At 60.3% G+C, this 15830-nt stretch carries 12 protein-coding genes and 1 tRNA gene; all 13 read right to left on the bottom strand.

What is annotated here, in order from left to right:
• Positions 1–21: 21 nt before the first annotated feature.
• Positions 22–1833: a S9 family peptidase gene (locus ACOYXI_RS16720; RefSeq protein WP_461675065.1), complete on the bottom strand. Its 1812-nt coding sequence runs from the start codon at positions 1831–1833 to the stop codon at positions 22–24.
• Entirely contained in the window at positions 1799–2971 is a 1173-nt protein-coding gene (pqqE, locus tag ACOYXI_RS16715; protein WP_045121967.1) for a pyrroloquinoline quinone biosynthesis protein PqqE, read from the bottom strand. Before pqqE ends, ACOYXI_RS16720 begins: the two co-directional genes overlap by 35 nt.
• The gene (pqqD, locus tag ACOYXI_RS16710) at positions 2943–3218 is read right to left on the bottom strand and encodes a pyrroloquinoline quinone biosynthesis peptide chaperone PqqD (RefSeq protein ID WP_003228880.1); all 276 of its coding nucleotides are present in this window, start codon (positions 3216–3218) and stop codon (positions 2943–2945) included. The genes pqqE and pqqD overlap by 29 nt, the downstream gene beginning before the upstream one ends.
• The gene (gene pqqC / locus ACOYXI_RS16705) at positions 3215–3967 is read right to left on the bottom strand and encodes a pyrroloquinoline-quinone synthase PqqC (RefSeq protein WP_096796665.1); all 753 of its coding nucleotides are present in this window, start codon (positions 3965–3967) and stop codon (positions 3215–3217) included. The genes pqqD and pqqC overlap by 4 nt, the downstream gene beginning before the upstream one ends.
• Positions 3968–4103: 136 nt before the next feature.
• A complete protein-coding gene (pqqB, locus tag ACOYXI_RS16700) occupies positions 4104–5015 on the bottom strand; it encodes a pyrroloquinoline quinone biosynthesis protein PqqB (protein ID WP_098965928.1) in 912 nt (303 codons plus the stop codon).
• Positions 5016–5096: 81 nt separating this feature from the next.
• Complete coding sequence (pqqA, locus tag ACOYXI_RS16695; protein WP_003422658.1) at positions 5097–5171, bottom strand: pyrroloquinoline quinone precursor peptide PqqA; 75 nt, start codon at positions 5169–5171, stop codon at positions 5097–5099.
• Positions 5172–5329: 158 nt separating this feature from the next.
• Positions 5330–7747 (bottom strand): pyrroloquinoline quinone biosynthesis protein PqqF, encoded by a 2418-nt coding sequence (gene pqqF, locus ACOYXI_RS16690; protein ID WP_461675064.1) that lies wholly within the window; start codon positions 7745–7747, stop codon positions 5330–5332.
• 48 nt (positions 7748–7795) lie between these two features.
• Positions 7796–8590, bottom strand: coding sequence for a carbon-nitrogen hydrolase family protein (locus tag ACOYXI_RS16685; RefSeq protein ID WP_041070017.1), 795 nt, complete (start codon positions 8588–8590; stop codon positions 7796–7798).
• Positions 8591–8602: 12 nt separating this feature from the next.
• Positions 8603–10285: a flavin monoamine oxidase family protein gene (locus tag ACOYXI_RS16680; RefSeq protein ID WP_098965925.1), complete on the bottom strand. Its 1683-nt coding sequence runs from the start codon at positions 10283–10285 to the stop codon at positions 8603–8605.
• 207 nt (positions 10286–10492) lie between these two features.
• The gene (locus ACOYXI_RS16675) at positions 10493–10954 is read right to left on the bottom strand and encodes an Lrp/AsnC family transcriptional regulator (protein WP_007910086.1); all 462 of its coding nucleotides are present in this window, start codon (positions 10952–10954) and stop codon (positions 10493–10495) included.
• Positions 10955–11111: 157 nt separating this feature from the next.
• On the bottom strand, positions 11112–11852 hold the full coding sequence (locus ACOYXI_RS16670) for a hypothetical protein (RefSeq protein ID WP_134787475.1): 741 nt from the start codon (positions 11850–11852) through the stop codon (positions 11112–11114).
• Positions 11853–11990: 138 nt separating this feature from the next.
• Positions 11991–12067: transfer RNA gene (locus ACOYXI_RS16665), tRNA-Ile, on the bottom strand.
• Positions 12068–12082: 15 nt separating this feature from the next.
• Positions 12083–15829, bottom strand: a complete 3747-nt coding sequence (locus tag ACOYXI_RS16660; protein ID WP_115988768.1) for a bifunctional diguanylate cyclase/phosphodiesterase — start codon at positions 15827–15829, stop codon at positions 12083–12085.
• Position 15830 lies beyond the last annotated feature (1 nt).

The raw sequence follows: 15830 nt of genomic DNA, 5'->3' as shown, positions 1-15830 counted from the left end.
TTTGAAATGTAAATGCGGTGCTTAGTCCGCCAACCCCATCACCCGCCGATAAAACTTCCACTCCTGCTCCAGCGCATGCGCTTGATTCACCGCGCGGCGAAAGCCATGGCGCTCCTCGGCGTAGTAATGCGCCTCGACCGGGATGCCGTTTTGCTCCAGCGCCGCGACCATGTCGCGGGTCTGTTGCGGCACCACCACCGCATCCAGTTCACCCTGGAAGAAAATCACCGGCACACGGATGTTGCTCGCATGCAGTAGCGGCGTGCGGGCGGCGTAGCGCTCGGCATCCTGTTCGGGATCGCCGATCAGCCAGTCGAGATAATCACCTTCGAATTTGTGGGTTGCCCGGGCGAGTGCCACCGGGTCGCTGACGCCATAGAGGCTGGCGCCCGCGCGGAACACCTGCTGAAACGCCAACGCGCATAACGTGGTGTAACCCCCGGCGCTGCCGCCGCGGATAAACGCGCGCTCGCCGTCGATCAGACCTTGCTCGGCCAGATATGCCACCACTGCGCAGGCGTCCTCGACATCCACCTCACCCCAACTCAGATGCAACGCCTGACGATATTCGCGACCGTAACCGCTGCTGCCGCGATAGTTGAGGTCGGCGACGGCGAAGCCGCGTTGCGTCCAGTACTGAATGCGCGGGTCGAGCATCGGGTAGCAGGCCGAGGTCGGACCGCCGTGGATGAACACCACCAGTGGCGGTCGCACTTCATCGTTCATCGCCGGATAAAAGAAGCCGTGAGCCTCACCGCTGCCGCTCGGGTAGCGCAAGGTCTGCGGACGGCTGATGCACTCCGCCGGCAAAGGCGCCACACCGCCAGCCAGCACATTCACTTCGCGGGTAGCGCGATCAATGGCGATCACCGCAGAAGGGCTGATCGGCGAAGCGGCGATGCAATAGATAAATTGCTGATCCAGCGCCAGATGGCGGAAGCGGCTGTAGTCGCCGGTGAAGTCTTCGCCGTCGAGCGCCAGGCGACCAAAACCGCCTTCGCTCCAGCTCGCCAGAAACGAATCGCCCACCGGCAACCAGGTGCAGCCACCCATTTGCCACGGGGCGGGCGCATGATCGGCCTCGGCGCAGGACAGTCGCTGCAAACCGTCGGACGTTTCGCCCCACGGCTGCCAGAAACCGCCGCGATCAGTCAGGCATAACAAGCGTCCTTTCGCGTCGAACCGCGGTTGCTGGATCGACTCTTCAAGGTCAGCCCCCGCCACGCAACGCGGTGCGCCAAAGCCACCCTCAGCCAGACGCTCGGCCACCATCAATCGCGTGGATGTCCAAGGCTGATGCGGCCGACTCCACTCGATCCAGGCCAATCGCGAACCGTCCGGGCTGATGGTCGGCGCAGCGTAAAAGTCTGCACCTTTCGCCAGCAAATGCCGGGTGCCGTCGGCCAGATCAATCGCTACCAGCCGATGCTGGTCGCGCAGTTCCTCGACCGCCAGCACTTGGCCGAAAGCAAAATGCAGATCGCCATAACGACACTCGCCTGAAGTCAGCGCCTCAGGCGCACCGTCCAGCGTCTGCCGATACAGCTGCTGATCCGCCTCATTGACGAAAACCACCTCGTCAGGCGTCAGACAAAACGCGCCACCGCCATATTCGTACACCCGGCTGCGCACGCTGAAGCCATCCGGCGTCAGACATTTCGCCACGCCGTCGCGCCAGTGCCAGATCCGGCACGCAGCATCTTCGGGGCGATATTCATTCCAGAACAAACCGTGGGCACCGAGTTGCAGTTCGGCGAAATCCATTCCGGCGGCGACAGCCTGGGCGGCGCTGAAAGGCTCAGCCCTTGGCGATGAGGCGTGAGTTTCGTTCATTACGGAAGGCCAGTTGTTCGATGGTCTGAGTGGCGGTCTCGGCTTCTTCGCGGGCCTTGAGAATCACGCCGTGATGTTCGGACTTGCTGCACACCGGATCGGCATTGCTCGCGTCCCCCGTAAGCATGAACGCCTGACAGCGGCAGCCGCCGAAGTCCTGTTCCTTTTCGTCGCAGGAGCGGCACGGCTCAGGCATCCAGTCGTAACCGCGAAAGCGGTTGAAGCCGAACGAGTCGTACCAGATGTGCTGCATGCTGTGGTCGCGCACGTTGGGAAATTGTACCGGCAGCTGTCGGGCGCCATGACAGGGCAGGGCAGTGCCGTCCGGAGTCACCGTCAGAAAAATACTGCCCCAGCCGTTCATGCAGGCTTTCGGGCGTTCTTCGTAGTAGTCCGGGGTGACGAAAATCAGCTTGCACGGATGCCCTTCGGCTTCCAGTTTGGCGCGGTATTCGTTGGTGATGCGTTCGGCGCGCACCAGTTGCTCTTTGGTCGGCAACAGGCCGACACGGTTGAGCTGCGCCCAGCCGTAGAACTGGCAGGTGGCGAGTTCGACGAAGTCCGCTTCGAGCGCGATACACAGCTCGATGATGCGGTCGATCTTGTCGATGTTGTGCCGGTGGGTGACGAAGTTCAGCACCATCGGATAGCCGTGGGCCTTCACCGCGCGAGCCATTTCCAGTTTCTGCGCGAAGGCTTTTTTCGAGCCGGCGAGCAGGTTGTTCACTTGCTCGTCGCTGGCCTGGAAACTGATCTGGATGTGATCGAGACCAGCCTTTTTGAAGTCGCTGATCTTCTGCTCGGTCAGGCCGATGCCGGAGGTGATCAGGTTGGTGTAGAAACCCAACTGTCGCGCTTCACGGATCAGTTCGGCGAGGTCTTGACGTACCAGCGGTTCGCCACCGGAAAAGCCCAGTTGCGCCGCGCCCATCTCCCGCGCTTCGCGGAACACCTTGATCCACTGCTCGGTGCTCAGCTCTTTGCCCTGCTCGGCGAAATCCAGCGGATTGGAGCAGTACGGGCATTGCAGCGGGCAGCGGTAAGTCAGCTCGGCGAGCAACCACAGCGGCAGGCCGACTTCAGGTTTTGGCGGTACTTGCACCGATGCCTCAGGCAAGTTCGATCCAGTGCTGCGCACGGGCAACCTCCATGAATTGCTCGATGTCTTCACCGAGCTCGGGCACGCCGGGGAACTGCTCGTCGAGTTTGGCGATGATCGCCGCGACATCGCGTTCACCGTCGATCAAACCGCCGATCAGCGCGGCGCTGTCGTTGAGCTTGATCATGCCCTCGGGGTAGAGCAGCACGTGACCTTTTTGCGCCGGTTCGTACTGGAAACGGTAGCCGGGACGCCAGGTCGGGATCTTGCTGCGATCAAAACTCATAGGGTGATTCCTTTGTGCCAGACCCGCTGCTCGGTGACGCTGTGATACGGCGGGCGGTTCAGTTCGTAAGCCATGCTCATGGCATCGAGCATGCTCCAAAGAATGTCCAGTTTGAACTGGAGAATTTCCAGCATGCGCTCCTGACCCTCGCGGGTCTTGTAGTGCTCGAGCGTGATCGCCAGACCGTGCTCGACATCGCGCCGCGCTTGACCCAGGCGAGTGCGGAAATATTCGTAACCGGCCGGGTCGATCCACGGGTAATGCTGCGGCCAGCTGTCGAGACGCGACTGGTGGATCTGCGGCGCGAACAGTTCGGTCAGCGAGCTGCTGGCGGCTTCTTGCCAACTGGCGCGGCGGGCGAAATTGACGTAGGCATCGACGGCGAAACGCACGCCGGGCAGCACCAGTTCCTGGGAGCGCAGTTGATCCGGGTCGAGGCCGACCGCCTGACCGAGCCGCAGCCAGGCTTCAATGCCACCGTCTTCACCGGGGGCGCCGTCGTGGTCGAGCAGGCGTTGAATCCACTCGCGACGGATCTCGCGATCCGGGCAGTTGGCGAGGATCGCCGCGTCTTTCAGGGGGATGTTCACCTGATAGTAGAAGCGGTTGGCGACCCAGCCCTGAATCTGCTCGCGGGTGGCACGGCCTTCGTACATCGCCACGTGATACGGGTGGTAGATGTGGTAGTAGGCGCCTTTGGCGCGCAGGGCGGCTTCGAATTCGCTGGGGGACAGCGGGGTGTCGGTCATTGCGGTTCTCCGGGGAACAACCGTTGGAATCCTGGGTGTCTGTTCGGACGTCTTCGCGAGCAAGCTCGCTCCCACCGGGTTTGTGAACGCCACAGATCCATTGTGGGAGCGAGCTTGCTCGCGAAGAGGCCGGTCGCTACAGCACAATACTCATGCCGTCATAAGCCACTTCAACATTACGCCGCGCCAGCTCCGCGCGCTCAGCCGAATCCTCATCGAGAATCGGGTTGGTGTTGTTGATGTGGATAAGCACCTTGCGCTGCTCAGGCAATTGCTCCAGCACTTCGAGCATGCCGCCGGGGCCGTTCTGCGCCAGGTGGCCCATCTCGCGACCGGTGCGGGTGCCGACGCCACGGCGCTGCATTTCATCGTCATCCCACAGCGTTCCGTCCACCAGCAGGCAATCACTTCCGGCCATGATTTCCAGCAGCGGTGCGTCGACCTTGCCCAGCCCCGGTGCATAGAACAGTTTGCCGCCGGTGTTCATGTCTTCGACGATCAGGCCGATGTTGTCGCCCGGGTGCGGGTCGAAACGGTGCGGCGAATACGGTGGCGCGGCGCTGCGCAACGGCAGCGGGGTGAAGCGCAGGTTCGGGCAGGCAGCGACGGTGAAGCTCTGGTCGAGCTCGATGCGATTCCAGCTCAAACCGCCGTTCCAGTGGGTAAGCATCTTGAACAGCGGGAAACCGGTGCTCAAATCTTCGTGAACCATGTCCGTGCACCAGACCTGATGCGGGCAGCCTTCGCGCAGGCTGAGCAGGCCGGTGGTGTGGTCGATCTGGCTGTCCATCAGGATGATCGCGCTGATGCCGGTGTCGCGCAGTGCACGGCCCGGTTGCATCGGGGCGAAGCTCTGCAGTTGCGCGCGGATGTCCGGCGAAGCATTGCACAGCACCCAGTTCACGCCATCATCGGAAATTGCGATGGACGATTGGGTGCGGGCCTTGGCATTCAGGCTGCCGTCGCGAAAGCCTGCGCAATTGACGCAGTTGCAGTTCCACTGCGGAAATCCGCCACCGGCGGCCGAACCCAGAATCTGGACGAACATGAACGCTCCCATCTTTCAACGCTGAAAATAAAACGCCCCGGCGAGCCGAGGCGTTGCACTGCAAGTCTGCGTAGGCAGAACTCAGCGGCTGGCGAAGTACATGGTGACTTCGAAGCCGATACGCAGGTCGGTGTAAGCCGGTTTTGTCCAGGACATAGGGTGACTCCTCATTGGGTGGGTGGGATAGCGCTGTCCATAGTTATAGTCCATGGCCGCGCCGGGATGTTCCAAATAGTTAGGCTGCTATGTTACTCAAAATTTCAACGATATTGCCCGTGAATCTTTGAGAAAGCTCCTTGCAGCCTTGGTAATGATCATTTTGTCGCTTGCCACGGCGCGCCGGGTGACGATTCGCTGGCCAGGCAGCGCCAGCCGCCCTCGGCGTTGAGCAAGCGCTGCGCTGCCGCCAGCAATGCCGAGCGTTCCAGTTGACCGATGGCTGTGTGCAGTTGCACCAGGTAATCCGACGAGTGGTCAGCGAGCTTGGCCTGCCACAGCAGCTCGGCGGCGTCATTGCTGGACAGATGACTCTCAGCGAACTGATCCGCGAGTGACTGGCGCTGCTCGTTGAAACGCTCTTCATCGAGGTTTTCGATCAGCGCAGGAATGCCCTCGAGGAACTGCTGGATATGGCCGAGCAGCTCAACTGGCGCAGTATCTGGCGACTGCACGCCGAACAGCAATCCACTCTGGCCATGCATCTGTCGCAAGGCGCTGAATACCGCGTAGCCCAATTGCAATTCGACCCGCAGGCGCTGATAAAACGGGGTTTGAAACAGTTGCGCGAGCAGGCGCCAGGCGGCTTCGTCGGCGATCTCGCGGCTGGCGGTCGGGCAGAACAGCAGCAAGGCGTGTTCGCTGGACACGCTATCGATGTGGCTCCACAGATGTTGCGTATTGATCGTCGGCGCTGCCGGCAATTGATTGTCCGGTGTGCCGGGGATGCGGCTCAGGGCCAGGCCCATGGCCGATTGCGTCTGTGTGTTGAGGCCAAGGGCCAGTCCGTCCCAGCGCGAAGTTGTCCACAGCTGTTTGACGTCGTGCGACTCGACGGCCGATGACAGACAATATTCAGGCAACGCCTTGAGCAACTGGCGGATCGGTATCAACGGTGTTTCTGCCTCTGCGCTCGCTGAATCGGCGTCAATTTGCGTCAGACATTTCAGCGCGTGCTCCAGGACACTGGGCATCGGCTCCTGCAAGCCCGTCAGTTTCAGCAGCCACTGAGTGCCGGTGGCACTGAACGCCAACTCGACGCCGGCCTGCCGCGCGTCTTCCTGCGTTTCCCGCAGACTGCGTCGCAGCTTGCCTTGCAGATCTGTGCCGGCCGCCGCCTGCGTTTGCCAACGCAAGTAAATCGCGCCGTGGTCGCTATGATCCGGCAACGCCTGGCTGAACTGCATCGGCGAACGCTCACGCCGACCGCGCGAGCGATCCTGAGCGAAAGTCCGCAAGCCACGATGGGCGCTGGTCTGGCCGCGAATCAGGCCGGCGTTGGCCAGAGGCTCGTTGGAGCCTAGAAAAGGATTGGCGGCAGGCAGGTGCCAATGGTCGCTGAAGTTATCCACAACGCCGATGTCGCGCAGGATCTGTTTGAGCGCAACCACGCCGTTTTCCGACAGACCGTTTTCGTGTTGTTCACTGTCGAGCCGCGCCAGTTGCAGGGCGCCGCTGATTTGCTGCTGACGCTCAAGCAGCTTGGTGTATTCCTTGCGCAACGCTGCCCAGTCCTGTTGCGCGGCAAAGAAGCTCAACCAGTCCAGAAACTGTTCACGAATGACGCTGAAGGATTCGGCGGGGGCGGTGAATTGCAGATGTAGCAGCGCTTGCCCGGCGAACTGATACAGCGGCACGGCTTTCAAACCGTCCGCGAGGCGTTGTTGCTGCAAATGGGCGAGCAGCCCGCCGGGCTTGGCGCTGTTCAGCCAATGGCAGAGAAACGCCAGCGCTTCGGCGGACGAGTCGGGCAGCGCTTCGAAAGCGAACAACAGATTGCCGCTTCGCTCGCCGACCTGTTGATAACTTTTTACCGCCAATGGCAGCGGCGCTGCTTGCTCGACCTTATCCCCAACAGGCAGCACGGCGGCGAACTGCTGCGCCAGTACGCGCAATTCCTCGATGCTCTGCGGCCCGACCAGGCTCAGCGTCATTTGTCCGGTGCGATAAAACTGCCGGTGGAAATCTTTCAGCGCCTGTTGAAACGCTGGTAACTCAACTTTCAGGCTGTCGCGATTTCCCGCATGAAACCCGCGCAGCGGATGTGTGGCCGGCAATCCCTCGTACAGCGCCAGTTCCTGCTGAGCCGTGGGATCTTGCGACCACGCGACAAATTCTGCGTCCAGCACTTCGCGTTCGCGCAACTGATCGTGCGGATTCATACGCGGCTGGGCGAGCATGTCTGACAGGCGCTCAAGCCCGGTACTGAAGGCCGAGGTCGGCAGTTCGAAGAAAAAGTCGGTGGTGCGTTCACGGGTGCTGGCATTCACTTGGCCACCGTGACTTTGCACGTAGGCCATCAGCGCCTGACTCGCAGGAAAACGCTCAGTGCCGAGAAACAGCAAATGCTCAAGAAAATGCGCCAGCCCCGGCCACTCCAGTGGCACATCATGGCTACCGGCCGCCACCCGCAACGCAGCGGCGCTGCGCTTCAAGCCGGGCACCTGACGCAGGGTCACGCGCAAGCCGTTTGGCAGGGTTTCAGTGTGGGGGCGGGGGTGAGTCGGCGCAGGCATGGGCACTTCCAGAACAGTGAAGTGCCAATGCTAGCGGATTGGGTGGGGTCAGCGCTTGTTCAACGCATGGTAAAGCTCGGGACGACGGTCGTTGAGGTAGCGATTGGCAGCACGTGAGTCGGCCATCAACTGTCGATCCAGCTCACCGACGATCAACGCTTCATCAAGTCCGGCCTGGGCGATACGGCTGCCGTCCGGCGCGGCGATGCTGCTTTGTCCGCAATAGTGGATCTCGCCTTCCTGCCCGCAATAATTGGCGTACGCCACGTAACACTGGTTTTCGAAGGCACGGGAACGCACGGTAACGTCAGCGACGAAATCGAACGGAATCATGTTTGCCGTCGGCACCAGAATCAGCTCGGCACCGGCCAAGGCCAGACGTCGCGCGTTCTCCGGAAACTCCAGGTCGTAGCAGATCAGAAAGCCGAGCTTCCAGCCGTTGAGTTCAACCACCGGAAAATCATCTTCGCCGGGGCTGAACATCGATCGATCGAGATCGCCGAACAGATGGGTCTTGCGGTAATTGCACAGGCGCTCGCCGTGCGCGTCGATCAACTGCACGGCGTTGTAGATCTGCCCGTCGGCCGTGCGCTCGGGGTATCCGTAAGCGATCGCCAGCCCGGCGGCTTTGGCGATTCGACCGATCTGTTGCGCCCATTCACCGTTGTAGACCTCGGCCAGCGTACTGACTGCCTCGGCGCCGATGTTGTAGCCGGTCAGGAACATCTCCGGCAGCACCAGCAGATCCGCACCCTTGGCCTCCATCGCCAGTTGCTGCAGGCGATGCAAATTGGCGGCGGGTTCCAGGGGCAGCGGTGGACATTGGTAAAGGGCTACACGCATCGGGGATTCCTCTTACTCGGGCAGGGCGATAGGGCCGATGTCTTTGAACACATCACCCGGGCCCGGGTTCTCTTTATGTGTCGAACCGCCGAAGTGTTTCATGATGCCCCACACCGCGTTGAGTGAAGTTTGCACCGCGCCTTCGACCCACGCCGGGGTCCACGACACGTCGTCACCGGCGATGAAAATCCCCCGCTGCTCCGCCGGCATGTCGTCCTGCATGAAGTGCGCGTACATGCGCTGGTTGTAGCGATAGTGGCCGGGCAGGGCGCCTTTGAATGCGCCGAGGAAGTACGGGTCGGCTTCCCACGACACGGTGATCGGATCGCCGATGATCCGCGCGGCGATATCGACTTTCGGGTAGATCTTCTTCAGCGCGTTCAACGCCAGCTCTACGCGTTTTTCCACCGGGTGCGGCAGCATCTTCAGCGCGTCGCTCATCCACGAGTAGGACAGGCAGATCACCCCCGGCTTGTCGTCACCGTTGTCGAACAGATAGGTGCCGCGGGTCAGGCGATCGGTGAGGGTCATGCTCATCAGGTCGCGGCCGGTTTCTGGATCCTTGTCCTTCCAGAATGGCCGGTCGACCATCACGAAGGTCTTCGACGATTGCATGTAGCGCGTGCGGTCCAGCGCCATCCACATCTTCTGCGAGAACAGGGTTTCGTCGCATTCGATCTGGGTGGTCAGCAGCCAGCTCTGACAGGTGGTCAGCACGGCAGCGTATTCGCGGGTGTCGCCGTTGTTGTCGGTGACGGCAAAGCGGCCATCCGGGGCGTGAGCGATTTTCTTCACGCCGGAACGTGGCGCGCCACGGTGCAGGGATTTCAGGCTGGTGCCTTCCGGCCAGTGCACGCAGCGCTCCGGCACATGCCGCCAGATGCCTTGCGGCACTTGTTCCACACCGCCAACCACCAGATGCTGGTGATCGTCGCAGTTGGTCATCACCACGCGGAAGATTTCCAGCATCGAATTGGGGAAGTCCGAGTCCCAGCCGCCGGTACCGAAGCCGACCTGACCGAACACTTCGCGGTGATGGAATGACAGTTTGGCGAAGGCTTTGGAAGTGGCCACGAAGTCGTAGAACGTGCGGTCGTCCCACAGCGGAACGAGTTTATTCCACAGTTCTTTGAGGCGTGGTACGTCGCGCTCACGGATCGCTTGCTGGATATCAGCGAACTGCGAGCCAGCCTCCAGTGCATCCGCCCAGGCGTCAGCCACTTCCTGGAACAGTGCAGGAAGATCCTTCAGGCTTTGTGCGTAATGGGTTTTGCCTTCGAGATCGATCACTGTGCTGCCGGAGGCCGGTGTCAGCGGGTTCGGGAAAGGTTTGGTCTCGAGACCGAGCTTGTCGACGTAGTGATAAAACGCAGTTGAGGACACCGGGAAACGCATGCCACCCAGTTCCGCGACGATGCCGTCGGTGCCGTTGAACGCTTGCGAACGCAGGCGGCCACCCAGTTTCGAGGCCTCGTACACCACCGGTTTCAAGCCGAGCTTCATCAGTTCGTAGGCGGCCACCAGACCCGCGATACCGGCGCCGACAATCGCCACTTCAGCGCCGTGATGGTGTTCAGGAATGCTGCCGAGACCGGCCGGGTGTTCGATCCAGTCGTCGAAGGCGAACGGAAAGTCCGGGCCGAAAATGGTGACGGGTTTCTTACCGTCTGCAGGATGGCGATTGTTCTTGTTCATGGCTGACCTTGCTGGCGACCCGACGCAGGATGCGCGTCTGAGTATAGGAAAAGATGCCAGCCATTCTAGGGAGCGTAGAACACGTTAATAAGACGCAAAGTGTCGTCGTTTTGCCAGTTAACTGATCAATATGACGATTACTGACTTCACTCCGACCAAATGTAGGAGTGAGCCTGCTCGCGATGAGGCAATCAAGCTCACCAGCGCTCAAACCGGCTGCCCCCGATCAATCTTGCTGCTCAAAATGATCGAGGTCGTGGTCTTCTCCACCCCATCCACACTGCCAATCTGATCCAGCAACTGATCGAGCTGCTCCGGCGAGTCGGTGCGCAGCCACGCCACATAATCAAATTCGCCACTCACCGCACACAACTGCTGCACCTGCGCCATCGCGCTCAACCGGCGCAATACCTCTTTGCCGGAACGCGGCTGCACCTTTATCCCGACATACGCCTGCAACCCGCCATCGACCACGCGCTGCCCCAAACGTACGCCATAACCGGTGATCACCTTGGCCTTTTCCAGACGCGCCAGTCGCGACGTCACTGTGGTGCGCGCAATGCCCAATTGGCGGGCAAGCATGGCCACGCTCTCGCGAGCGTTGATTTGCAGGGCGGCGATTAGCTGCCGGTCGATTTCATCGAGCACGGGCGGGCGGATGTCGGGCAAGGAAGGCTCCATAGGGCGCGGATCTTGGAGCGAGCATGTTACAGGCTCAACCGACGAGACGCTTGTGGGCGGTAATCGAATGATTGGCCAACGGGGCGCGAAGAGTGGACAGAAAAATCCGCGTAATTGCGCGGATTTTTATGCGTTGGATTGACCGTTATCTGGCCATTCTGCGTAAGGCTTGATCGATAAGTTCGATCTGGAAGCGGTATCGGAGATTTACGCGTTTGAGCAATACCGCTCCTATTGAAAGACCGAGTACCAAGGCAATGATCATCAATAAGGCGCTATCACCCCAGTTTCCGCTCACAGGTCCGGCCAACAAGGTCTTACTGATCCAGGGGAAACCGCCGAATTTTTCCGCGCAGACGTAGGCCGTTCCCAGCAGAGCAAGGGCTGCAGCTTTTTCTCCAAAAAACAGGGCGACACGCGCTTCTGCTCGATTGATTCTGAGTTCGAGCCAATACTTTGCATCTAGAAGTGCCACTTCCGAATGAGGTTCAAGTGAATCTACCAACGCATTCTCGTGTCTGACATCGGCAATCATGCTTTTCAAGGTGATGGTCTCCCATCGGAAAAGCGCGTAGACCAGTGCCGCCATGGGTGTAAGCAGTGACAGCAAAGTAGATATTGTCGAGAAGAACACAAGATAGAGAGCCAGATATTTGGCCTCTTCCGGCAACGGAGTCTGCGACGTATGCCAGTAGGCCATGCAGGCCGCGACGGCCATCCCGGCACCGCCGAGAATGAGACACCAATTGGCAAATTTCTCCGCATTCACTTCGAGTCTGCTACGCCGTGCAGATGCCTTCAGGGGTCTGCATGTACTCAAGTGTTCAAGAACTTTGATGGTATCGTCGATGTGTATTTCTGGAAGTTCCTTTTCCATTACGCTCATTGCATGCTCCGTTGCGATTTGATTTTACGTATGACCCGCAGGCACCACTCACATCCAGGTGGATGGGGTCGACTGAGTGGCTGACGAGACACAAAAACAAAAAAGGCCTATGCCATCAAGCATAAGCCTTTGTATGTTTGGTGGGCCCACACGGACTTGAACCGTGGACCAAAGGATTATGAGTCCTCTGCTCTAACCAACTGAGCTATAGGCCCTCAGTAGGCCGCGGATTATAGCGACGGTTTGGCGGCTGTGCTATCCGAATAATCCGATACGGTTACACGAAGAAACGTTGCGGCGAATTCTTCCGGGGGCAGCGGCAGGCTGACGATGTAGCCCTGGATCTGTTCGCAACCTTCGGCGGCGAGGAATTGTTGCTGGGCCTGGGTTTCGACGCCTTCGGCGATCACGGTGAATTGCATGCTCCGGCCCAGAGCGATGATCGCGCGGACAATCGCCGCGTCGTGCGGGTCATCGGGCAGTCCGCGAACAAAGGACTGGTCGATCTTGAGGATGTCCAGCGGCAGGCGTTTGAGGTAACTGAGCGAAGAATAACCGGTGCCGAAGTCGTCGATCGCCAGTTGTACGCCCAAGTGTTTGAGCTGGTGCAGCACCGCCAGTGCTTCTTCGGCCTGGCTCATGATGAAGTTTTCGGTAATTTCCAGTTGCAGTAAATCCGGCTGCAGACGGTTGTCCCTGAGCAGTTGTTCGATGCGCCCGAGCAGATTCGGCTGGCGCAGTTGCGCGCCGGCCAGGTTGACCGACAGCGGGCCAAGGCTGTCGTAGATCTGATTCCACTCGAACATCTGCCGACAGGCGGTTTCGAGCACCCAATCACCTATCTGCAGGATCATGCCGTTCTCTTCGGCCAGTGGAATGAAGTGCTCCGGCGGCACTTCCCCGAAGGTCGGGTGACGCCAGCGAATCAGTGCTTCGGCGCCGACCAGGCGATGGTCGTCGAGGCTGATTTTCGGTTGGTAGTAGAGGAACAACTCTTCGCGCTCGATGGCCCGGCGCAGTTCGTGCTCCAGTGCCACGCGCTCGCTGGCCTGGGCAGTGAGGTCGCGAGTGTAGCTTTCGACGCGGTTGCGGCCCTTGGCCTTGGAGCGGTACATCGCCGCGTCGGCGTTTTTCACCAAGGTGGCGACATCGCAGCCATCCCGTGGATAGAGGCTGGTGCCGATGCTGGCGCTGATGAAGAACTCGTGCTCACCGGCCTGAAACGGTGCGCCAAAGCAGTTGAGCAGTTTGAATGCGATGTTGTCGGCATCGCTGGCTTGTTGCAGACCCGGCAGCAGAATGATGAATTCATCACCGCCCAGTCGTGCGACGGTGTCGATATCACGCAGTTGTTCTTTCAAACGCACGGCAATGCCTTTGAGCAGCAGATCGCCAACCGGGTGGCCGAGGCTGTCGTTGATGTGTTTGAAGCGGTCGAGATCGAGGAACAGCACCGCGCCCTGACCACCGTTTTCCTGCTGACTGTTCAGCGCGGTGAGCAGGCGACTTTCGAACAGGGTGCGATTCGGCAGGCCGGTGAGCGGGTCGTGGTGCGCCTGATAATCGAGCTTGGCTTGTGCGTGTTTGAGGCTGGAGATATCGGCAAACACCGCAACAAAGTGGGTGATGAACTTGTCGCGGTTGCGTACGGCGCTGATGGTCAGCCAGCTCGGATACAACTCGCCGTTCTTGCGCCGGTTGGAAATCTCGCCCTGCCAGTGTCCCTCAGCAGTCAACTGGTGCCACATTGCCGCGTAAAACGCGCTGTCGTGCAGCCCCGAGGCGAGCAGGCGCGGGGTGTGGCCGAGGGCTTCGCTTTCGCTGTAGCCGGTGATTTCGGTGAACGCACGGTTCACCGCGCTGATGTGCTGCTGGGTGTCGGTGATCAACACGCCTTCGGCGGTGCTCTCGAATACGGTGGCCGCCTGCTGCAGTTTTTCCTGCATCAAATGGCGCTCGGTGATGTCCCGGGCGATGGTCAACATGCAATCTTCTTCGCCGATCGGTAGCGGACGGCTGGACACTTCGCACAGACGGATCTGCCCGTCGCTGCGGCGGATATGGCAGGTGAAATCGCGTACGAAGCCGTCGCGGTGCAGCAGGTCGAGCATCTGCTTGCGTTCGTTGAGGTTGACCCAGATCCCCAGATCCAACGCCGAGCGATCCACCGACATCGCGCTGTTGAACCCGGTGATGCGACTGAAACCCTCGTTGACCTCCAACAGCAAGCCATCGCTCTGACGCGACAGCAGCAAGCCGTCCGGCGAGGCGTGAAAGGCCTTGGCGAACTTCTCTTCGGAGGTTTGCAGTTGCTGCTGGGTTTCCTTGAGCTGGGTGATGTCGCGCACGACCACCACCAGCGCCGGAGTGGTGTCGAGGTCGAAGGGCTCGGCGGAGATCAGACCGGTGAACACCTGGCCATTGTTGCGGCGAAAGGGCATCTCCAGGTTGCGGATACTGCCAGCCTGCAAGCGCTGTAACAGCCCGGGCCCGACCCCGGGGATGCCCCAGATGTTGAGTTCGGTGGCGGTCTGGCCGACGACGTCCTTGGCCTTGAGGCCGATCTGTTCTTCAAAGGCTTCGTTGACCTCCAGCAGACAGCCGTCGGACAACCGCGCGATCACGAGGATATCCGGGCATTGCTGGAACACCGACGCGAACTTCTGCTCCGAAAGCCGCAGCGCCTCCTCAGTGCGCTTGGTTTCGCTGATGTCGATCATCAGCCCGCGCATCACAGGCTCATGGCCATGTTCAATCAGACTGACAATGTCACGCACCCACAGGCAGCGCCCGTCAGCGGTGATCACCCGATAGTCGAGGGTGTGATCGCGTCCGTCGCGTACCGCCTCATCGCAAATGGCCTGGGCGCGGGTCAGGTCGGCGGGGTGAATGATGTTGCGCCAGAAGCCCGGAATCAGCCAGTGCGCCTGTGGATAACCGAGCAGATCTTCGGCATGGGGCGACACATAGCTGTAGGTGAAGTCGCTCATGCGCGCTTCCCAGGCGATGGCCGAAAGGCTCTCGACCAATCCGCGGTAATGATATTCGCTGCTGCGCAATTCCTGTTCGAGGTCGACGCGGCGGGCGATTTCCGAACTCAAGCGGCGATTGATGCGAATGACCACCGCCAGAATGCTGACCAGCAGCAACAGGCCCGGAAGGCCATAGATCAGAAGGTCCGACCAGAATGTCCGATGGTCCAGAACATTACCGACCCAATGTTCCTGAATGCTGCTGATTTCCTCGGGGCTCATGTCCGCGAGGACTTTGTCCAGAATACCCACCAGCATTTTGTTGTCGCGGGGTACGCCCATTGCCAGCTGATAGCGATACGGGGTTTCGCCGCTCACGTATAAACCGTCGAGCTTGAGCTGGCGCAGACTCCAGACGCTGGAGGCAAGGTCGCCGACCACGGCGTCTACCTCGTCGGTAGCCAGAGCCTGCAAGGCCGAGCTGACATTGGGCATGGCCACCAGATTCAGGTCGGGATGGTGGGTGCGCAGAAGTTCGTGGGGCGCGTAGTTCTCCACCACGGCGATCTTCAGACCGTACAGGTCCTCGATTTTGCGCGGTTGTGCGCCGCCGATATGGGCGAGAATCACGATCGGAAAGTCGAGGTAGGGGCGGGTAAACGACAGATAGTTCTGGCGCTCCGGCGTGGACATGATTCCTGGCAGCAGGTCGATCTTGCCGGTTTTCACCTGCGCCAGCACTTCGGTCCAGCTCGATGGCTCGACCGGATTGAGTTTGATCGACAGTCGCTGGCGGATCACGTCGATATAGTCGGCGGCCAGGCCTTGATAGCGATTCTGTTCATCGCGGAACTCGAACGGCGGCCACGATGCATCGACACCCAGGCGCAAGTCCGGGTGAGCCGCCAGCCAGCTACGTTCTTCATCGGTCAGAGTCAGCGCGTCAGCCGTTGCGGTCCAGATCATCAGTGACAGCAAGAAAAGCACGGGCGCCAGTCTGGGCATA

Source organism: Pseudomonas sp. G3-19, assembly GCF_054855875.1.
This window is presented reverse-complemented; position numbering and strand designations above follow the sequence as displayed.

Bases quoted from the DNA above. Each gene is read 5' to 3' on its own strand.
- ACOYXI_RS16720 (WP_461675065.1), bottom strand. From the start codon at position 1,833: ATGAACGAAACTCACGCCTCATCGCCAAGGGCTGAGCCTTTCAGCGCC.
- pqqD (WP_003228880.1), bottom strand. From the start codon at position 3,218: ATGAGTTTTGATCGCAGCAAGATCCCGACCTGGCGTCCCGGCTACCGT.
- pqqC (WP_096796665.1), bottom strand. From the start codon at position 3,967: ATGACCGACACCCCGCTGTCCCCCAGCGAATTCGAAGCCGCCCTGCGC.
- pqqB (WP_098965928.1), bottom strand. From the start codon at position 5,015: ATGTTCGTCCAGATTCTGGGTTCGGCCGCCGGTGGCGGATTTCCGCAG.
- pqqF (WP_461675064.1), bottom strand. From the start codon at position 7,747: ATGCCTGCGCCGACTCACCCCCGCCCCCACACTGAAACCCTGCCAAAC.
- ACOYXI_RS16685 (WP_041070017.1), bottom strand. From the start codon at position 8,590: ATGCGTGTAGCCCTTTACCAATGTCCACCGCTGCCCCTGGAACCCGCC.
- ACOYXI_RS16680 (WP_098965925.1), bottom strand. From the start codon at position 10,285: ATGAACAAGAACAATCGCCATCCTGCAGACGGTAAGAAACCCGTCACC.
- ACOYXI_RS16670 (WP_134787475.1), bottom strand. From the start codon at position 11,852: ATGAGCGTAATGGAAAAGGAACTTCCAGAAATACACATCGACGATACC.
- ACOYXI_RS16660 (WP_115988768.1), bottom strand. From the start codon at position 15,829: ATGCCCAGACTGGCGCCCGTGCTTTTCTTGCTGTCACTGATGATCTGG.